Origin of the sequence: Exiguobacterium sp. PHA03, from assembly GCF_041945985.1 — a bacterium.
Classification (GTDB): Bacteria; Bacillota; Bacilli; order Exiguobacteriales; family Exiguobacteriaceae; genus Exiguobacterium_A.
On record NZ_JAUTYQ010000001.1, the window covers coordinates 577,955 to 597,049 of the forward strand.

General features: G+C 44.7%; 19 protein-coding genes. 11 read left to right on the forward strand and 8 right to left on the reverse strand.

Annotated features, from left to right (window positions below):
- The first annotated feature begins 151 nt into the window (after positions 1-151).
- The 8 genes from Q7C19_RS02990 (at position 152) to Q7C19_RS03025 (ending at position 7,431) form a co-directional block, all read left to right on the forward strand.
- Positions 152-1,105, forward strand: a complete 954-nt coding sequence (locus tag Q7C19_RS02990; protein WP_375091559.1) for an SMI1/KNR4 family protein — start codon at positions 152-154, stop codon at positions 1,103-1,105.
- Between the two features lie 35 nt (positions 1,106-1,140).
- Positions 1,141-1,569 (forward strand): BsuPI-related putative proteinase inhibitor, encoded by a 429-nt coding sequence (locus Q7C19_RS02995; RefSeq protein WP_375091560.1) that lies wholly within the window; start codon positions 1,141-1,143, stop codon positions 1,567-1,569.
- A 386-nt stretch (positions 1,570-1,955) separates the two neighbouring features.
- Entirely contained in the window at positions 1,956-2,840 is an 885-nt protein-coding gene (murQ, locus tag Q7C19_RS03000; RefSeq protein ID WP_375091561.1) for an N-acetylmuramic acid 6-phosphate etherase, read from the forward strand.
- Positions 2,841-2,852: 12 nt separating this feature from the next.
- Positions 2,853-4,226, forward strand: a complete 1,374-nt coding sequence (locus Q7C19_RS03005; protein WP_133208152.1) for a PTS transporter subunit EIIC — start codon at positions 2,853-2,855, stop codon at positions 4,224-4,226.
- An 81-nt stretch (positions 4,227-4,307) separates the two neighbouring features.
- On the forward strand, positions 4,308-5,354 hold the full coding sequence (locus Q7C19_RS03010; RefSeq protein ID WP_375091562.1) for a DUF871 domain-containing protein: 1,047 nt from the start codon (positions 4,308-4,310) through the stop codon (positions 5,352-5,354).
- Positions 5,351-5,878: a general stress protein gene (locus Q7C19_RS03015; protein ID WP_375091563.1), complete on the forward strand. Its 528-nt coding sequence runs from the start codon at positions 5,351-5,353 to the stop codon at positions 5,876-5,878. Before Q7C19_RS03010 ends, Q7C19_RS03015 begins: the two co-directional genes overlap by 4 nt.
- 101 nt (positions 5,879-5,979) lie before the next feature.
- The gene (locus tag Q7C19_RS03020; RefSeq protein WP_375091564.1) at positions 5,980-6,525 is read left to right on the forward strand and encodes a DUF1349 domain-containing protein; all 546 of its coding nucleotides are present in this window, start codon (positions 5,980-5,982) and stop codon (positions 6,523-6,525) included.
- A 114-nt stretch (positions 6,526-6,639) separates the two neighbouring features.
- A complete protein-coding gene (locus tag Q7C19_RS03025; protein WP_375091565.1) occupies positions 6,640-7,431 on the forward strand; it encodes a hypothetical protein in 792 nt (263 codons plus the stop codon).
- Between the two features lie 248 nt (positions 7,432-7,679).
- Here Q7C19_RS03025 and Q7C19_RS03030 read toward each other — a convergent pair whose 3' ends face one another.
- From Q7C19_RS03030 to Q7C19_RS03040, 3 genes are all read right to left on the reverse strand, one after another.
- Positions 7,680-8,318 (reverse strand): type 1 glutamine amidotransferase family protein, encoded by a 639-nt coding sequence (locus Q7C19_RS03030; RefSeq protein WP_375091566.1) that lies wholly within the window; start codon positions 8,316-8,318, stop codon positions 7,680-7,682.
- 75 nt (positions 8,319-8,393) lie between these two features.
- A complete protein-coding gene (locus tag Q7C19_RS03035) occupies positions 8,394-9,338 on the reverse strand; it encodes a helix-turn-helix transcriptional regulator (protein WP_375091567.1) in 945 nt (314 codons plus the stop codon).
- Positions 9,339-9,363: 25 nt separating this feature from the next.
- A complete protein-coding gene (locus Q7C19_RS03040; RefSeq protein WP_375091568.1) occupies positions 9,364-10,470 on the reverse strand; it encodes a citrate/2-methylcitrate synthase in 1,107 nt (368 codons plus the stop codon).
- A gap of 165 nt (positions 10,471-10,635) precedes the next feature.
- Here Q7C19_RS03040 and Q7C19_RS03045 point away from each other — a divergent pair, with 165 nt between their 5' ends.
- Positions 10,636-10,902 (forward strand): hypothetical protein, encoded by a 267-nt coding sequence (locus tag Q7C19_RS03045; protein ID WP_375091569.1) that lies wholly within the window; start codon positions 10,636-10,638, stop codon positions 10,900-10,902.
- Between the two features lie 59 nt (positions 10,903-10,961).
- Here the strand turns inward: Q7C19_RS03045 and Q7C19_RS03050 are convergent, their stop codons facing one another.
- From Q7C19_RS03050 to Q7C19_RS03070, 5 genes are read right to left on the reverse strand one after another with little or no spacing between them, the layout of a single operon-like run.
- Positions 10,962-11,657 carry a dihydropteridine reductase gene (locus Q7C19_RS03050; protein WP_375091570.1) on the reverse strand — a complete coding sequence of 232 codons (696 nt, stop codon included), beginning with the start codon at positions 11,655-11,657 and terminating at the stop codon, positions 10,962-10,964.
- 27 nt (positions 11,658-11,684) lie between these two features.
- Positions 11,685-12,437, reverse strand: coding sequence for an iron ABC transporter ATP-binding protein (locus Q7C19_RS03055; protein ID WP_375091571.1), 753 nt, complete (start codon positions 12,435-12,437; stop codon positions 11,685-11,687).
- Positions 12,434-13,498, reverse strand: a complete 1,065-nt coding sequence (locus tag Q7C19_RS03060) for an iron chelate uptake ABC transporter family permease subunit (protein WP_375091572.1) — start codon at positions 13,496-13,498, stop codon at positions 12,434-12,436. Before Q7C19_RS03060 ends, Q7C19_RS03055 begins: the two co-directional genes overlap by 4 nt.
- A complete protein-coding gene (locus Q7C19_RS03065; protein ID WP_375091573.1) occupies positions 13,495-14,490 on the reverse strand; it encodes an ABC transporter permease in 996 nt (331 codons plus the stop codon). The genes Q7C19_RS03060 and Q7C19_RS03065 overlap by 4 nt, the downstream gene beginning before the upstream one ends.
- A 20-nt stretch (positions 14,491-14,510) precedes the next feature.
- The gene (locus tag Q7C19_RS03070) at positions 14,511-15,503 is read right to left on the reverse strand and encodes a siderophore ABC transporter substrate-binding protein (RefSeq protein WP_375091574.1); all 993 of its coding nucleotides are present in this window, start codon (positions 15,501-15,503) and stop codon (positions 14,511-14,513) included.
- 382 nt (positions 15,504-15,885) lie between these two features.
- On the opposite strand from Q7C19_RS03070, the gene Q7C19_RS03075 reads away from it, so the two are divergent.
- Both Q7C19_RS03075 and Q7C19_RS03080 read left to right on the forward strand, forming a co-directional pair.
- On the forward strand, positions 15,886-16,842 hold the full coding sequence (locus Q7C19_RS03075; protein ID WP_375091575.1) for a sensor domain-containing diguanylate cyclase: 957 nt from the start codon (positions 15,886-15,888) through the stop codon (positions 16,840-16,842).
- 237 nt (positions 16,843-17,079) lie between these two features.
- Positions 17,080-19,095 (forward strand): BglG family transcription antiterminator, encoded by a 2,016-nt coding sequence (locus Q7C19_RS03080; protein WP_375091576.1) that lies wholly within the window; start codon positions 17,080-17,082, stop codon positions 19,093-19,095.

Below are 19,095 nucleotides of genomic sequence, written 5' to 3' on the forward strand. Positions count from 1 at the left end.
CACCTCTTCGAATGCAATTTTTTAAATGATATTAGAACGAGAATACCATAGAACGATTAGGATAGAATACACCAAATAATTGAAAAAATGGTATGGTGTATAGGGTGAAGTCGTATCATTCACGAATACGAAAATGAAAAGGATGGGACCCATGAAAGAAATGAACCAAATCGAAGCGGTACTTGACGTCTTATCACAAAAAATCAATCACGGGTCGACCTTCATTCAGCGACGATACGATACAGGAGTCGCTCAATTCAATTTAAATGATCCGGTGACGGAACAGGCGATTCAGTCATTTGAAAAACAGTTCAAACTAACGTTACCAAGTGAATATAAGACATTCCTTCGTTTACATGACGGAGCGGAGTTGTTCATGATCCAAGGTCTTGGTATCGAACTCTACCCACTTGAAAAAGTCATTGAAATGACAATCCAGGCTAAAGAGGACGACCTGATCCATGAAGACTATGATCACTTCTTGATGATTGGCGAAATGAACGAAGGATATGTCTTGATCCAGACGGAAGATGCAAAGACGGATGAGACACCGTATATGCACTGGATGTTTCATGAGTTATCGACAGAGGAGACTGACCCGATTGGACAGAACTTCGGTACGTTCCTCGAGTATGCGATTATTGCGCAAGGCGATATGTTCTGGGAGTTCAAGGACTTCTCGATTGCAACAGATGCTTATTATGTAGAGAATCACAATTCTGAAGAGGAAGTGAACAAACCACGACCGATTCGCTTCGTCGACTCGGTTCGCGTTGAAATCGAGTATCCGATTGCGAAAAGGGATGCGTATTTCTCGGTTAAGATTTTCGAAGGGAAACAAGAAAAAGAACGTCTTGGCAGTAGCTACGACTCGGATTCGCGCTTTGAACAAGTGATGCAATCGGTTCGAGAATATCTAATGGCAGAGCGATTTCAGTATTCGTCAATCATGGTCTTTCAAACGGAACATCGGTTTTGGCAGAACGAGGACGAGAAAGGTGATCCGTTGATTCGTAATCACAATCCGCAACGTCAAGGACTGCGCTTCGATGGATATCGTGCCTTCGTTGAAGAGCAACCACGACCACTTCCAGGGTGGGAATGATTTAGAATTTCTTCACACAGAACGGAGTTTTACAAATGAAAAAATGGTTGTTGATCCCCATGATTCTTTGTTTAAGCGGTTGTATGATCCAACCGCAAAGTGGGAGTGAGACGAATGAGACGTCCTTCAAAGGGACTACGAAAGAGGGATTCGTCTTTGAATACAAATTGACGAACACAGGAGACCATGCATTTGATGTCGTAGCTCGCTCTGGACATTTATTGAATGTCGTCGTTCGTGAGAGCAAAACAAGGACTGTCGTCTTCGATTCAAGAAAACAGCAGAGTAAAACAAGCCAACAAAAGAAACGCGTCAAAGCATCAGAAACCGTCGTTCTCAAACAAACGGTACAAGGCGGGACAATCGAACCTGGTACATACGATATCAAATATCTCGTTGAGGAGAAAGAACAGTACAGCGACAGTTCTAGTTCAGTAGATGATATGGAAGTGAAATTAAAATGATTTACGCCTCTGGTGAACGACTTCTTTAATAAATATCTTAGAGCCTCATACAGGTTTCAGTACGAATGTTGTTATTAGCAACATGAGACGTACAAAAGTGGTCCATGTGAAGCTGGTTTTTGTCCGTTAGGCATCTAACGGGTGAAAATCAGCTTTTTATTCACTAATGATATTATGCGACGATTCGACGGGAGCGAATGTCTGCGTTACTGGACTTTGCGAATGAGGAAATTACGACAAGCAGGAAATCAAGAGACCGAGCCTGAAAAAGAAGGACAAAACCTTATTTTTATATATAGAAATTTAATTTCAAAATTAAATAAATAATATTGAATTAAAGTTTCTTGGTTGTATAATAAAGGGAGGGAAGAGAAAGGGTGAAGCAGATGTTAGATCAATTAGCAACGGAACGTCGGAATGAACAGACGATGCAACTCGATGAGATGACAGTCGAGGATGTCTTACGGGTGATGAACACTGAGGATCAAACGGTCGCGACGGTCATTCGGGAACAAATTCCTGTTATCGCGGAAGTCGTCAAACATGTCATTGCATCATTCAAAAACGGAGGACGCTTGATTTACATCGGTGCTGGTACGAGCGGGCGGCTCGGGATTCTTGATGCAGCAGAATGTGTACCGACGTTCGGGGTCTCACCAGATATGGTCGTCGGTTTGATCGCTGGTGGCGAACGCGCGTTGATTAAAGCCGTTGAGGGAGCTGAGGATAGTCGGACGCTTGCCGTCGATGATTTGAAAGCGCTCCAGTTAGAAGCACGTGATACAGTCATCGGGATCGCAGCAAGCGGTCGGACGCCGTATGTCATCGGTGGGCTTGATTACGCGAAGGAAGTCGGAGCGGTGACGGCAGCGATTTCTTGCAACACGGATGCGGTCATCAGTCGGCACGCACGCTATGCGATTGAAGTCGAAACAGGTCCGGAAGTCTTGACGGGGTCAACAAGACTAAAGGCTGGAACGGCACAAAAGCTCGTCTTGAACATGGTTTCGACAGCGGCGATGATCGGTGTCGGCAAGGTCTATCAAAACCTGATGGTCGACGTCCAGTCAACGAACGAAAAACTGGAGATTCGGGCGAAGCGGATGATCCGTGAGGCGACAGGAGTCGATGCCATAACGGCGGAGCGTGTCTTCGGGGAGGCACACGGGCACGTCAAGACGGCGATCGTCATGATTCTCGCAAATGTTCCGCATGCGGAAGCGGTCGAACGATTACAGCAAGCGAACGGATTTGTCCGAGACGCACTCTAAGGGGGAAACACGATGAAGAAGGAAGAAGTGCTGGCACACGCGATCCTCGAGCACGTCGGTGGAAAAGATAATCTCCGGCAGCTTGCGCACTGTATGACGCGGGTTCGTTTATCGTTAAAGGATCCGACGCAAGCCAATATCGATGCGTTAAAGCGGATTGATGGGGTCATGGGGGTCATCGATGACGAGACGTTACAAATCGTCGTCGGTCCGGGAACGGTCAATCGGGTAGCCGACCACTTAAGTCGCGAAACAGGACTCGCGATCGGGGAAGAGTCCGTTGATCCGAACTTGACGCCAGAAGAACGAGCCGCCGTCGAACGGCAAAAAGTAAAAGCGAAACAACAGTCACCGTTCAAGCGCTTCTTACGCCGGATCGGGAATATCTTCATCCCGCTCATTCCGGGTCTTGTTGCTTCCGGTATCATCAACGGGGGTGCGAACTTCGCGAAGAATGCGGGTGTCGACGAAACGCAGACATGGATGCAGATTTTACTACTGATTGGTGGGACGGTCTTTTTATATCTCGCAATCCTTGTCGGGTGGAATACGGCGAAGGAATTCGGTGGGACGCCGGTGCTCGGAGCAATCGCTGGTGGGATTTTATTCAACCCGGTACTTGCGGACATCACGATTTACGGGGAACCACTCGTTGCGGGCAGGGGCGGCTTGTTTGGAGTCATCTTCGCGGCTTGGTTGATGACATATCTTGAGAAGCATATCCGTCGCTTCATGCTAGCATCGATTGATATCATCTTTACGCCACTGTTGACGGTGCTGATCGTCGGATTCGCCTCACTCTATGCGATCATGCCGGTTGCGGGACTGTTGTCTGACGGAATCATGAAAGCAATCAATGCCGTACTTGAGGTCGGTGGACCACTTGCCGGGGCAGTACTGGCCGGCTTCTTCTTACCACTCGTCATGGTCGGTCTCCATCATGGACTGACACCGATCCATCTCGAGTTCTTGAATACGATTGGCAATACGCCACTCTTACCGATTCTTGCAATGGCAGGAGCGGGTCAAGTCGGGGCGGCAATGGCGATTTTCGTCAAGACGCGCAATCCGCGCCTGCGTAACATCATTAAAGGTGCGATTCCGGTCGGATTCCTCGGAATCGGTGAACCGTTATTATACGGTGTTACGTTGCCGCTCGGTCGCCCGTTCGTAACGGCATGTCTCGGCGCAGCAGTCGGTGGTGCCTTCCAAGCAACGATGAAAACGACGGCGCTTGGAGTCGGCGTATCCGGTTTATCATTGACACCGTTGATCGACAACGGGATGTACTTGACGTACATCGGTGGTCTCGTCATCTCATACGCGGCAGGATTCCTGTTCACGTATTGGTTCGGCTTTAAAGAAGAGATGGCAGACGGTATTTAAGGTATTGAAAGCAGTTGAATCCTTCGAAAAAGAAGGAATCAGCTGCTTTTTCTCTAAGTAGAGAAGGGAAGGAGTGAGTGGATGAAAGGATTATCAATCTATTTAAGTGAACCGATTACAGACGAGACGAGCGAGTGGCTACAGCGGATGCGCGCTGTCGGCTTTACGTCGCTCTTTACATCACTACATATTCCCGAGGACGATTCCTCACTGTACGTCGAACGCTTGCAAGCGCTCGGTCGTTTAGCACGTGAGCTCGGATTCGAACTCGTTGCGGACATCGCACCAGCGTCGCTCGCGACGCTTGGCAAGACATGGGAGACGGCAGCGACGTTAACGGACTGGGGTGTGACAGGACTCCGTCTTGATTACGGCATCAGTCCGCAGCAAATCGCGACGTTATCGAACCAAATGATGGTTGCGCTGAACGCCAGTACGTTAACAGCAGACGAATTGACCGAGATGAAGGCACAGGGTCTGCGAATCGATCACACGGAAGCGTGGCATAATTTTTATCCGCGACCGGAAACGGGGCTCGACCGGACATGGTTTGACGAAAAGAATGCCTGGTTGCAGACGCAAGGATTACGGGTTCAAGCATTCATACCGGGTGACGAGACACTCCGTGGACCGTTGTTCGAGGCGCTACCGACACTTGAAGAACACCGGCATGCGTCACCGTTCGCCAGTTATATCGATTTACAATCGACCGTCGATCGAATCCTCGTCGGAGATCCACGATTGACGGAGGCGACGATTCGGCAATTCGAAGCAGAGCAAGACGGAATCATCGTACTGCGGGCACTCGCGAACGGACAGCAAGCACAACGGGAGACGGAAACGAATCGGTTTGATCCAGCGCGGGATGTCATTCGATCCGTCGAGTCGCGGATGAAGCCGTCGACGATCGATCTAACACCGCAAGATCCGTCTGCCCGTCCGCTTGGAACGATCACGATTGATAATGAAAAATACGGGCGATACGCGGGCGAGGTTCAAATCACGAAACGTAATTTGTCGGCAGATGAGCGAGTCAACGTCATCGGACGCGTGATTGAGGCTGACCAACCATTGATCGCACGGCTTGGTCCAGGAAGTAAGTTCCGGATCGAATGGGTGACGCCATGAAGCAGCTCGTTGCGGAACGACTCGCCTATCTGTACCGAGGAGAATTGTTCACGGTCGTCACGATTTTACCGCTGAGTTGGTTTGGTAATCGTGTCTTTCCACGACTGCAGTTATTTGAACTCAGTGCCTTTTGGATGTCACTGTTTTTGTTTGAGCTGTTGTTGATTCAAGGAGCTTGGTATTGGTACAGCAAGTCAAAGCGTCTGAAGAAGGAAGGAACGTCAGTCACCCCGTTACCCGTCGTCCGACGATTACGTCACTGTCGTGTCATCAATCTGGCTTTGATCGTCCTGACAGCGTGTGCGTTCGGAATCGATTGGATGCGTTTCCGATCTGAGCTTCCTGTCTCCGGAATACAACTTGCCTTGTTATTATATGTATTCGCAATTCTTGAATATATCAATTATTTCCATATCCAACTTATGTACGATAACCGGTCAGATGTGCAATACTTAATACGGAACAGACGTTTGAAACGATCAGCATTGAATAAGGATATGCAACGACTTCGTAAAGTAGTCTAGGTGTTCATAGAAAATAGGAGGGATTGTATGCTCGATATGCTCATTCGTGGCTATCGAAAGTTAAGGAAGTTAAGAGGGCGTTAAGAGGGAGGATACTATCGATGAAGTGGATCAATCGACCGACACGTATTGAACAGGAGACACCGTTACGCTTCATGACGGATCCGGATACGGATTTTTGGCGCAACACCCATTATCAGTTTAATCGTCAGACGGGGCATGCGTTGTTGCAGGATGCTCCAAATGGAGAATTCAAATGCCGGATTGAAGTGAAATTAAAACCGAATGCTACATATGATCAAGCGGGGATTTTGCTATATGTGAACGATGACCACTGGGTGAAAGTCTCGGCTGAGTTCATTCCGGATGGTCCATCTCATCTCGGTGCCGTCGTGACGAGCTTCGGGTACTCGGACTGGTCGTGTCGGGATGTCGACAATACACTGTTTGATGCACCACTTGTCTTTGAACTTCATTATCTCAATCAGGACGTCACGTTGTATTACGTGACAGGAGAGCATAAAGAGCAACTTCGGATCGCACATTTGCACGACGTGACCGATTTGAAGATTGGACCATATGCCTGTAGCCCGGAGGTAGAAGCGACAGGGTGTGAAGTAATTGTTACAAGATTTAAAATACAATAATTTTTGAGGTAGAGTGATTTGTCTATTTTTTTATTCGTTGCAATTTTTGTTATACTCTTACATTTAACATCGTTAATAATTATAACTATCTTTAAACTAATGTGGAGTATACTAGTGTATCTGAAATCCAAATATTATAAAAAGTTAAAAAAAGGATTGGACAAAGGGAAAGCAAGAAAGTTCTATACGTACAGAAGAGGTGGAATTACTAGTTTTCTTATTTTTATAGTTTTTATGTCTTTATTAATTTTTACTGTAATAATGTTTATAAAATTTATAGAAACAGAGAAAATCTCCTTTCAAATTATAGGATTTATTACACTGTTAATTGATTTCTCAATTGTTCTATTTGTCGATAATATGTTAATTCCTCAGCAAAAAATTGTAGTGGAAATGGATAAAACAAATGCGAAATCAAAGAGGAAAATAAGTTACATAGCTAATAGAATTCATTTTTTTATAAACAACTCGATGCCTTCGTTTTATATGGTTGTTTGTGTACTATTAATAAGTACAGTAATTCTCACTAATGTGCTAAATAAAACCAATTCGAATTTACTCCTTAGCCTATTTATCGCTGCGTTTATCTTGTTAAGTTTATACTCTAATTCCTTCATAATAGAGAGTAGTTATTTTAATAATGAAGATGAAAATCCCTTTAAGTCTTATCAACAATATGATGTTTACATTGCTCATAAAAAAATAATTATCTACACCGGAGTATTTTTACTTTCATCATTTACTTGGTATCAGGAATTAATAGATTTAGAAAAAAATTTTGATGTAAAAAATTTTAGAGGGGATTTAGTTTTAATCACAACAATACTCTTGTTTTTACTATCGACTGATCGAATTTTCAAGTTAATTCATGATGACTATATAAAGTTTAAAAAAGAGATTCAGTAATACTTGTTGAAAATAAAAATATAATAGAGTAAATCATGTGGAAAATTGCAAATAAATGAAAGTGTAGTCTGTAGATTTTTCTCATGACGTGACGGGATTAAAATCGGAACTTATGTCTTTCCAAATTTAGAATTAGCAAGATGTGAAGTAGAAGTGCTGGAATTTACTTTAGAAAATGTTAAGGGATAAACTGATACAAAAAAGTGGACCGACGATTAGCGTCAGTCCACTTTTGTATAAGAGCAATTTCACTGATTAATAGACGTTGCAGCCATGAGATCAAAGAAGTATTTCGCTTCATTCGTCTTATGAAGTCCATACCATGCTTCTAACGTTTCTGGTGTAAATACATCGAGTGCTCGAATCATCTCATGGGCAAACTCTAATGCAGCCATTCCTGATGCGGTGATCAACGAATCATCACGGACTACTGGAGTATATTGATAAAAAGATGCACCTGAATAATTCGTGCAAACGGATTGTAAGTAAGATAAATCGTTACTTGTATGAAAACGCTGATTTAAGAATCCGCTCTTTGCTAATCCCTCTGTCGCCCCACAAATCGCAGCGATGAGCGTTCCATTACTCAGCGCGTCGCCTACTTTACTCAGTAGGGGATCATGAAGAGTCTCTTGCCACGTCTGTCCACCGGAAAGGATCAAAGCATCTTTTAAAGTAATCTCTAATTGAGAAACTGCGATATCTGGTAAAATACGCAGTCCTCCCATTGTCGTGATAGGGTGTAGCGTTGGTCCTACCGTAACGACATTTAATTGTGGAGCATCTGTTTTGAAATATCTTCGTGAATGTAACTCTGGCATCACGTAACCATATTCCCAGTCTGAAATTGAATCGAATACATATAAATAGACAATTTGAGTCAACATAACCGCTTCCTTTACTATATGAGATACATTTAGTATAGAAAAGCTACCTTGACAACTACTGTCAGTTAAAATAAATCATTGATGCGAAGCGATTAATTCGTTTAACCGATCAATGATTTTGCTTTTGATTTCAACTGGAGAAACGACTCGTATCGATGTTCCGTATGCAATAAGAAGACTCGGAACTTGTTCGTTTAAAACGCTTGTCTCAATCTTAAAGACGGCTCGATTACGATCTTGTTCAACCAAACAATACTTAAAGTACCAGTGTTGACAAATTGAATCGATGGTAGAAGTGTCACCAGTAAGAATTAATTCATCCTGTTGTTCTCTCTGCTTTGGTAGCAAAGAGTTCATAAAAGAAGATTGAACATCGAAGTCATTTGGAAAATCGAATTGTTTCAACAACAATTCAAAGCTTTTAATGCGATTGATTTTAAAATGACGAATTGCGCCCCTTAACTGACAAAAAGCAGTGACATACCAAGCGTGTTTCCAATAAATCAATTTAAGAGGATTGATGTGACGTGATTGAATATCTTCATTATTAGCGCGACAGTATTGAATATGTATGGTTGTTCGGCTGCGAATGGCTTGATCGATTTCCCGTAGTAAGGTTTCGGCTTCCAACGACCTTACGGGTTGATAGGGAATCACATCCAAGATCGGAACATTTGTCGATGGATCTAAAGCATGCTGTTTTATTTTTGATACCGCGCGATTTAAGGCTGCATTACTATAGTAACCGGCTTCCTCTGCAAAAAGAGCAGCATGATATAAAGACTGCCGCTCTTCCACATCGAAGAATAAAGGTGCTTCTATGAATTGAGGTAGTAAACTGTATCCGCCATGATGACCTGCTTCGGCAACAATCGGAACACCACTTGCTGAGAGAGTATCAATATAGCGATATACAGTCCGGATATTCATCTCAAGTTGTTTTGAGATGTATTGAGCCGTTACTTTTTTTCCGGATTGAAGCATCCAAAGAATTGCTAATAGGTGATCACTTTTCGCCAAAAGAGGTCCTCCAATCAATGAGTCATTAAAACTTAGCCGCTTTTTCTGGCATCGGACCCGTATACAACGATTGTGGTCTAAAGATTCGATTGTCTCCTGCTTGTTCAAGGATGTGTGCCGTCCAACCGATGATGCGGCTAGATGTGAACGTCGGTGTGAACAGTTCTTTCGGAATATCGAGTCCTTTTAAGACGGCTGCCGCAAAGAACTCAACGTTCGTATAGAGTTTTCTGCCCGGTTTGTACTCTTCGAGTAAATCAATTGCTGTTTGCTCCATTTGTGTAATCAGATTGAACCAATCGCTTTCTTGCGCGAGATCTTTTGAGACGACTTTTAAAGCTTCTGAACGCGGATCACGTGTTTTATAGACGCGGTGACCAAAGCCCATCAGTTTTTCGCCTTTTTCTAATTTGTTCCGGATCCATGGTTCGATGTTGTCGATCGTTCCAATTTCATCAATCATCGCGATGACTTCTGAAGGGGCACCACCATGAAGTGGTCCTTTCATGGATCCGATCGCGGCACAGACGCCGGAAATCATTTCCGATTCCGTCGAGACAACGACACGAGAAGCGAACGTCGAAGCATTCATGCCGTGTTCGATTGTTAAGATCAGATACGCTGTCAGTGCTTTGATCTCAACGTCACTTGGTAAGTGTCCCTTGATCATATAGATATAATTCGCGACGTGATCAAGTTCCGGATTCGGTTCAATGAAGTCAGCGCCTTGATTTTTTTGATACTTATAGGCGATGATCGTTGGTAAGAGTGCCGTTAAGTGCATCGCTTGATCGATTGTTGGTGGCCAAGCGAAAGCGGGTGTACCAAGCGCAGAGATTGCCGTGCGCATCGTGCTCATGACATCCATCTCGTTCGGCAATGTATCGAGAATCGTCTTTACGTAAGAAGGAAGTTCACGATAGCTTGTCATCTGTTCCTTGAATGTCAAAAGTTCCGATTCAGTCGGGAATGCACCGTTCCAAATGAAATACGCCACTTCTTCGAATGAATAAGATAATGCAAGTTCCTTTGCCCAGTGTCCACGATAGATAAGATGACCTAATGTTCCATCGACTAAACCGATTTGTGTTTCAGCGGCAATGACGCCTTCGAGTCCTTTTTTGTATTCCATCTTCAACACTCCTTTTCTAATACCTACTGTCAGTATGACTTACAACGATATCAAATCACCAGTTATTTGAATGCGTTTCCAAAATTATTCTTTGAAGCGCTATGATTAGAGTGCATTCTGTTTCATGAAACAAATCAAATAGATAGTAGCTATGAAGGAGTACATATGAATAAAGCCATGATTATTCGCTTATTAGGATTTTTCTTTGTATTGAATGTCTTTTTAATGATCGATTTGTTCTTATCGATGAGCCGAACGATTCTTGAGCCACTAGCATTAGTCGTTTCTTCATTGACCATGCTCATTCCTATAAAACGGCTTCAGCCTTTAGAGGACGAAACGTTGTCGGTTTTCAAATCGAGTATCGCTGTTATAGTAGGGATGCTCTTGATGAGCGGATTATTCTTACCTATTGTATTTATTTTCGGATAAGTGATCCTTTGTTCGTCATACAAAAAGAGACCGGGACAGTGTGAATGTCCCGGTCTTCTTCATGCCAAAAACGTATCCAATTGGTCTTGGCGTTTATCAATCATAATCTGAGCCTTTGGAATGTTAGCACCTTGTAACACGTTAATCGTATCTCGGAGAAATTCATCACTACCAACGATGTAGAACAAACCTTCCTTGTCCGCTATCATCGCTTTGACAGCATCGTAGTAGGCAGAGCGACTCGCGACATAAGCGTGACCAAACTGCTCATGTGAAGAAAGCTGAGTTTTGAATAGTTCAGTTCGCGTAGAATCAACGTTCAACGAGTGCATGTGCGGAATGCCATTTTTGTCAGTCTGATATTGCAAGATGATCGGACGAAACGTTGCCAAACCAACGCCTGCTGAGAGTAAGTACACCGTACGACCTTCCCGACGCAGTGGAATATTCGAATGTGTCTTAAACAAAGCAATCTTCTCACCCATTTTTAGTTGCTGAAGTGTCTGCTTAAAGACGGAACATGCCGGTTTGATCCGTGTCGTGATCCCGATCGTTCCTTCACGAGGGAGCGTCGAGATCGACATATGCCGGATCAGACTGCGGTTCGGCTTTTCTCCTGCATTAAAACCTTCTAGCGCTATATGCGTGTGTGCGCCTTCCTCCCAAACGAAATCATCTGGAAGTTTTAAATGAAACGTATAGGTATGTTCGCCTTCTTGCGTCACTTGTTCTAGGGATAGCCAATCGATCTGCATCGTTCATTCCTCATTTCAATTAAAGTATCAATAGACAGCAATCGGACCATACGGACCTTCGATGATCTCAAGTCGTGTCTCAAAGATCTCGGATAATAGCGCTTCATCCATGACCTCGGCGACTGTTCCGAAGGCGGCAATTTGTCCGTCCTTCATCGCACAGATGTGATCGGCGTATTTCGCGGCAAAATTGATATCGTGCAAGACGGTGATGATCGTTCGTCCAAACGTATCAGCGACGTGTCGTAGATAACCCATCATCTGGACTGAGCGGGCGATATCGAGGTTATTGAGTGGCTCGTCGAGTAAGACATATTCCGTTTCCTGACAAAGAACCATCGCAACATAAGCTCGTTGCCGCTGTCCACCCGATAATTCATCGAGATAGCGGTTCTCAAGCGATGTCAACTCGAGGAAATCAATGTATTTCGAAATGATTGTTTCGTCGTCCGTTGTCAGGCGACCTTGTGAGTAGGGGAACCGTCCGAAACCGACGAGCTGTCGGACCGTCAGCCGGGTCACGAAATGATTTTCTTGTCGCAAGATCGTGATGATCTTTGCTAAGTCTTTCGATTTGCTACTTGTCACGTCCATCCCGGCGACTTCGATCTGTCCGGCATCGAGATCAAGCAAACGGCCGATCATCATCAACGTCGTCGACTTGCCAGCGCCGTTTGGACCGATCAACGCCGTGAATCCACCTTTTGGGATCGTTAAGTCGATTGGACCGATTCTGACATCGTCTGTATACGATTTTTTAACTTGTTCGAGTGATATCATAGGGACCTCTTTCTAAGCAACACGATAAGGAAAATCAGCCCGCCGAACAGTTCGATGATGACGGAGACGACACTTGGCGTGTTGAAAATGTGATACATGAAGAAATAGGCAGTCGTTAAAACGAAGAAACCAATTGCGAATGCCATCGGGAAAACATATTTATGATCGTATGTCGCAGCGACTTGATAGCTGAGCGTCGCCACTAAGAAACCAAAGAACGTCAATGGTCCGATCAGAGCCGTCGACATCGACATCAGGAGTGAAATCAAAATCAAGAAGTAGATGACACTGCCGCGATGATTGACACCGAACGATGTCGCGACCTCTTTTCCGAGTGCGACGACGTTGAGTCGTCCGGACGAAAAGTAGAGCAACAGACCAACGACGAGGACGACCGGAATGACGATCGGGAAGTAAGCTGCGTCGGCATTCGTGACCGAACCGAACAGGCGCGCTTGTAAGATGTCGAACTCGGACGGCGCGAGCATCTTTCGCATGAATGACGATAGCGAGTTGAGACCAGTACCGAGAATGATTCCGACGAGTAACATCAATTGCAAGTTCGCGTACTTACCAGACAATAACCAGCCGTATAACAAGAGGCTCATCGCGAGCATGATCGCGACCTGTGTCAAAAAGGAGCTCGTGCCGGTAAAGCCAACGAGTGCTCCCGCACCGAAGAAAAAGATCATCGATGTCTGGATCGTTGAGTAAAGGGCATCAAAACCAAGCAGGGACGGTGTGATGATCCGGTTGCTCGTGATCGAATGAAAGGCGACGGTCGCGAGACTTTGGCAAATTGTTGCAATCGCCATCGTGATGACTGCCGTGATCCGGCGTTCGACGACCGGCCAAAAGGACGGAGAATCAACCGGAACCGGATTATTGTAGAGCAAGAGACCAATCGTACTGAACACTCCGCCGCTAAGGAACAGGATGAGGAGAATCCAGTAGCGGCGCTCGAGTCGTTTCGACTGAAAGGCAGACGCCCGGCGATTGGTTTCACGTGTAACGCTCGGTTGATTTCTTGTATGTTCTTGTTGTCTAATCGCGGTACTCATCTGACACCTCCAGTCTTCCGCCGACGTAACAGAATGATGATGAAGACGGCTGCTCCGACCGTTCCGAGAATCAAGGAGACCGGCAGTTCAAACGGGCGGATGATCGTGCGTGAAATCAGATCACTAATTAAAATCGTTGCCATGCCAATCAGACAGACCCACGGCAAATTACTACGAAGATCGTCACCGCGAAACATCGAGACTATGTTCGGAACGATCAAGCCGAGGAAGGGCAAATTGCCAATGACAGTCGCGACGACACCGACGGATAGGGCAATTAGTCCGGTCGCAATCAGCATCAGCCGGTTGTAGTTGACACCGAGACTCGTCGCGATGTCTTCGCCAAGCCCAACGAGCGTCAAGCGACTCGCAAGGAAGAAGATACAGACCGTGACTCCGATGATGATCCAGAGATACTCGTAGCGACCGATCTGAACGGACGCGAACGAACCGACGAACCAGCCTTCGATTGCCTGACTGGCACGGAAGAACAAGCCGAGGAACGTTGAAATCGCAGAGATGACGGCTCCGAGCATCAGACCGATGATTGGGACGATTAATGATGACCGCAGTCGGACCGAACGGAGAAACCAGAAGAAGACCATCGTCCCGATGAATGCAAACACGATGGCACCGGTCATCCGCATCATTAGCGACGGTGCCGGAATGAGTAAGTAAACGGCTAACAGTCCGAGTCCCGCCCATTCGATCGTTCCCGTCGTCGTTGGTTCAACGAGCCGGTTTTGGGTGATCAGTTGCATGACAAGTCCTGCCATCGCCATCGCAGCACCGGTCAGCATCAAGGCAAGTGTTCGCGGAACGCGCGTGATCCAGAACATATCGAAATCGTTCGCGGCACTCCGTAGTTCGTAGACGCCGGTGAAGAGGGACACCGTTGCGAGCGCTAAGACGAGACATAAGGTCAAGACGAACGGCTTCGTCCAAACGACAGAAAAGGAAGGTCGAGCGGGTGGCTCAACTCTTCCATTCATTTGTTGCTGTGCATGTGCCATTACTTCTTGAGCGCTTTCGCGATGTCAGTAAAGAATTCCGAGTACGTCTGGATCGATTCGTTTAAGTACGTATCTTTTGGTGCATAGACGATGTTGTCGTCTTTGATTGCTTTCGTTTTTTGCAGAGCAGGCGCACGGTCGATGACATCTTGCGCCGGTACGGCACCTTCTGCGTTTCCGAGTGGCGCGTCACGGTCAAGGACGAGTAGCCAGTCCGGGTTACTTTGAGCAATCGCTTCGACCGAGACTTCATCACCTTGATCGTTCCCTGATTTTTGTTTAACTTCGAGCGCTGGTTTCCAGTCGAACAAATCATACATCGGTCCGAAGACACGTCCACTCATCGGCGCTGAGAATCCAATATCGCCACCCGAGACGATGACCGACATGACGCTGTCCTGTCCGTTATACGATTTTTTGACGTCTTTGATCGATTGCTCGAGTGTCGTCACGAGCTGATCCGCTTCTTGTTTTTTATCGAAGATCTGTCCGAGTGTCTCAGTCGTATCTTCAAGTCCTTTGACGAGTAACTCACCTGGCGTACCAGAGTCTTCCGGTAATGCGATGTCAAGATCGATGACAGCGGCGTTTGGAACGAGTTTTTTGATGTCTTCATAATGATCAGCGAAACGCTGCCCGACGATGACGACGTCCGGATTGACACCAGCGATCGCTTCGAGGTTCGGTTCGAAGTGCATGCCGACATCGACGATATCCTTATCTTTTGCATAAGGTGACTCAGCCGGGAGCAGTCCGACTGGTGCTGCTGCGAGTTCGACGTCCCATGCGGCAAGCGTCTCGAATGTCCGGTTGTCGAGTGCGACGACTTTCTTCGGATCAACCGGAACGTTGACCGTTCCGTGTGCGTCTTTGATTTTGATCGTCTTTGGTGCCTCGGCGTCCTTCTTCGTGTCTGCTTCTCCTGCGTTCCCGCATGCTGCGAGTAAAACAGCAAGCGAACTCACGACGAGTGGTGTTTTCCATTTCCCCATGATGATTCAGCTCCTCATATTTGATTTGATAACACATAAATCACGGATTGAGCAGCAGATGGATTATGTATGACTACGTGATTAATCTGTTCTCAATAAGTGATAATGATTATCATTGTCATGTTCACTGAGAATCATAGCAAACGAATTCGGAAGACGCAACGCCATTTTCCAAGGAATTACCTGGAACGGTTTTTTACTTCTATAAACTATACAAAAATAAAAAAATGATAATCCTTCTCATTTGGATGTAGAAATAGGACCATCGGACGCTTTTAAGCAACAGAGGTTTAGACGACTTCAAAAAGAGAAAGTGGTAATATATGTATCAAATTTTCAAATCAGAGACACCGTAGAAGACGACTTTGAAATGAGGTGCTGTATGAATCAACTATTTGAAGAATTGAAGATGTATCAAAATTTTGATGAGCTCGCAGACGATGTACTCGATTTCGCAAAAGAGATTTTACCGGATCAGATGTTGTACTTATCAGCAATCGAAGCAGGGCAACAACGGATGTTAAAGATTGCAAACGATAAAGCAGATATTCCGATGGTAGAAGGCATGCAAATTGAATTGAACCAATCATTATGTAAACTGGTTGATTTCGAGACGAAACAGCCGGTCGTCCTCGAAGATATTCCGAACGCGGAACAACTCGGCGATTGGCGAAAAGGTTTGGAGGAGGCTCACGTCCGGTCCTATTTAGGGATTCCAATCGTCTTGACGAGCGGGGAAACGTTCGGCACGTTATGTGCGATCAATAATCGGGTCAGCTTGTATGAACAGAAGAATGTTCAGCTGCTGCAACGGATCGTCCGACTCTTTTTGTACTACTTAGAGCTTGAGCGTCATGCTTGGAAGGATGCGTTGACAGGACTGTATAATCGGCGGTACTTAACGAAGCAGTTCGAGGATCATCCCGGACAGACAGGGGCGGTGTTCTTCCTTGATCTCGATGGCTTTAAGCAAGTCAACGACGTCTTTGGACATGAGACGGGGGACATTGTTTTGCAAGAGGTCGCGCAACGTCTACGACAGTTCGTGCGCGAACAAGACGATGCGATGGCCGTGCGCCTAGGAGGCGATGAGTTCATCCTCCATTTCGGTCATGCTGATTCAAGGGAAGGGTGGGAGCGACTCGCGAAGCGGATCGTCACTTCGTTAAGTGAGTGGGAAACAGACTACCGAGTGTCGACAAGTATCGGGATTGTAATGTATGACACCGAATTTCGTCCAGAGTTAAAAGCCTTGCTACAGCAGGCAGATGTCGCGCTATATGCCGCTAAGTCGTCAGGAAAGAATACGTATCAATTTTACGAGTTAGTAAAAGAGTAAAGTCTACCATGCCCATGAATATTTGTTCGTTATAGAACAGGATGCTTGTTTTAGTATGGTAAAGTACAAATAAAAATTAAATTGCTTGTAAAACACTCATGTAGCGAATGAGTGTTTTTTTGTGTTGAGAAAGTAGAGACAGTTTTTTGTCATGAGCCAGAACAAACTTCAATCGTAAACGCTTACAAAAAGCAACTGTTTTCGTTTTATACTGAATGCGTAGGAGGGCCTCCACTAATGTTACTGAACGAGAAAAGCAAACGAATCCTTCATGTGATTCTTCATGAAGAGATCGTACAAATTCCATTTTTATTAACAATCTTACCGTATTCCAAACGCACTTTGGAGTATGAAATCGAACGTATTCAGGAATGGCTAGGATATCATCACTTCCCATTGATTGATGTGAATGGATCGATTTTAACGATTCCAGCTGATAAGGGGATTGGAGAAAAGCTAGAGAAGGCTGAATTAATCTTTTCAGAAGAAGAACGTGAGTTGTTGATCACGTTCTATACGATGATGGAAGACGATTTTGTATCTTCCGTTCATTATCAACAGTTGTTAAATGTATCGAAATTTACAGTGCAAGAAAGCTTAAACGCTGTGAAAAAAGATGCCGTTCAATTTGGAATTACACTCAATTATTCTCGAAAAGATGGATATCACTTCTACGGACATCTACAAACTATTTATTTGTATATGTATCGAGCAATTGAGCGCTTAATTCGACTTTCTACGAAAAATGATTTGATGGCTATGATCATTGATGATTGGTCAGAGCGTTTAATTAAAGCGAAACAACAAATCGAATCATATGAAGCACAACAACAATTTCAATTTGTAGAAGAGCATCGAGAAAAACTTTCTTATTTTTTGATGATGGGTCGATCGCTAGCAATAAAGGAAATCGTTCCGAGTGAAGAACCGCTGTTCATGAAAGACATTGATTCGACACTCATTTCGTATTTCGAAGAACGAACACTATTCGTTGATACGTTAGATCTCCTTATTCAAAGCGGTCCGAAGATAGAAGAGGAAATTCAAAAAGATCTTCATATTCGCCTTTCTGCAGTCATGCATGAGGTAATTACTCATTTTGAGACGATTTCTTGCACTTTCATTATCGAAAAAGAAGCTCTTTGTGAAAAGTTAGTACTTCACTCGAAAGCTACGATGCAACGCCTTTATTCAGGTTTGGAATCTTCATCGGAATTGAAGCGGTATGTCATGGAAGAACATCAAGTTTTACATGTTCTTGTATCGAAAGCACTAGAACCATTCCGCAAATTGATGAATCAAGATATACCAGATGTCGAAGTCATGTACTATACGCTTCACTTTGCTACACATCTAAATCAGCAAGGAGAGCAATTGGATAAAAAGTTAAAAGCAATTGTCGTCTGTCCAAGTGGGATTAGCGTATCGCATATGCTCGATTACATTCTCAAAAATCAATTTCCGGAGATTGTATTTTTACCACCGGTGTCACAACGAGAAGTCGGTCAATTCGTTGAAATCATCGATGTCATTTTTACGACAGTTCCGTTAGAAGAGAGCATTCATTTACAGGCAGATGTCATGCTTGTACCTACATTACCAACACGTTTTGAGCAAATTACATTAAGACGTTCGGTAGAGCAACGTTTTCTAAAACGAAACCAAGCAGATGGAATTCAATTGGAAGATTTAATTGCTGTCATCAAACAACATGCAACAATCGATAGTGAATCGGCGTTGCGACAGGCTTTAAATCAGTTGTTATTTCCAAAACAACAAAAACTGCTACAAGGAGGACAACCGGTGCTAAATGATTTAATCACAACAAACCAAATACAGCTACACCAACGTGTGGATTCGTGGATGGATGCCATTCGAGTGGCAGCAAGCCCTTTACTGCTCGAGAAGAAAATTCAACCGTCGTACATCGAGACGATGATTCAAAACGTTGAGTCTCATGGTCCATATATTGTTTTGATGCCAAATGTGGCGATTCCGCACGCACGACCAGAAGACGGAGTACTTCAACTAGGAATGAGTATTTTGAAATTAGAAGAACCTGTTTTATTTCCACAAGATAAAGAAGTCCGTCTGTTCTTTGTTCTTGCCGCCATTGATCAAACAACACATCTTAAAGCGCTAAGTCAGCTGACGAATCTTTTAGGAAATCAAGTGGATGTCACACGTTTGCTAGAAGCAAACTCTGTAGCAGAAATTGAAACAATCATCGAACCATATTCTGAGGAGGACTAA

What these genes read in the sequence shown, in the direction of transcription:
- Q7C19_RS02990 (WP_375091559.1), top strand. Translation starts at nt 152, where the DNA reads ATGAAAGAAATGAACCAAATCGAAGCGGTACTTGACGTCTTATCACAA.
- Q7C19_RS02995 (WP_375091560.1), top strand. Translation starts at nt 1,141, where the DNA reads ATGAAAAAATGGTTGTTGATCCCCATGATTCTTTGTTTAAGCGGTTGT.
- murQ (WP_375091561.1), top strand. Translation starts at nt 1,956, where the DNA reads ATGTTAGATCAATTAGCAACGGAACGTCGGAATGAACAGACGATGCAA.
- Q7C19_RS03005 (WP_133208152.1), top strand. Translation starts at nt 2,853, where the DNA reads ATGAAGAAGGAAGAAGTGCTGGCACACGCGATCCTCGAGCACGTCGGT.
- Q7C19_RS03010 (WP_375091562.1), top strand. Translation starts at nt 4,308, where the DNA reads ATGAAAGGATTATCAATCTATTTAAGTGAACCGATTACAGACGAGACG.
- Q7C19_RS03015 (WP_375091563.1), top strand. Translation starts at nt 5,351, where the DNA reads ATGAAGCAGCTCGTTGCGGAACGACTCGCCTATCTGTACCGAGGAGAA.
- Q7C19_RS03020 (WP_375091564.1), top strand. Translation starts at nt 5,980, where the DNA reads ATGAAGTGGATCAATCGACCGACACGTATTGAACAGGAGACACCGTTA.
- Q7C19_RS03030 (WP_375091566.1), bottom strand. Translation starts at nt 8,318, where the DNA reads ATGTTGACTCAAATTGTCTATTTATATGTATTCGATTCAATTTCAGAC.
- Q7C19_RS03040 (WP_375091568.1), bottom strand. Translation starts at nt 10,470, where the DNA reads ATGGAATACAAAAAAGGACTCGAAGGCGTCATTGCCGCTGAAACACAA.
- Q7C19_RS03045 (WP_375091569.1), top strand. Translation starts at nt 10,636, where the DNA reads ATGAATAAAGCCATGATTATTCGCTTATTAGGATTTTTCTTTGTATTG.
- Q7C19_RS03050 (WP_375091570.1), bottom strand. Translation starts at nt 11,657, where the DNA reads ATGCAGATCGATTGGCTATCCCTAGAACAAGTGACGCAAGAAGGCGAA.
- Q7C19_RS03055 (WP_375091571.1), bottom strand. Translation starts at nt 12,437, where the DNA reads ATGATATCACTCGAACAAGTTAAAAAATCGTATACAGACGATGTCAGA.
- Q7C19_RS03060 (WP_375091572.1), bottom strand. Translation starts at nt 13,498, where the DNA reads ATGAGTACCGCGATTAGACAACAAGAACATACAAGAAATCAACCGAGC.
- Q7C19_RS03065 (WP_375091573.1), bottom strand. Translation starts at nt 14,490, where the DNA reads ATGAATGGAAGAGTTGAGCCACCCGCTCGACCTTCCTTTTCTGTCGTT.
- Q7C19_RS03070 (WP_375091574.1), bottom strand. Translation starts at nt 15,503, where the DNA reads ATGGGGAAATGGAAAACACCACTCGTCGTGAGTTCGCTTGCTGTTTTA.
- Q7C19_RS03075 (WP_375091575.1), top strand. Translation starts at nt 15,886, where the DNA reads ATGAATCAACTATTTGAAGAATTGAAGATGTATCAAAATTTTGATGAG.
- Q7C19_RS03080 (WP_375091576.1), top strand. Translation starts at nt 17,080, where the DNA reads ATGTTACTGAACGAGAAAAGCAAACGAATCCTTCATGTGATTCTTCAT.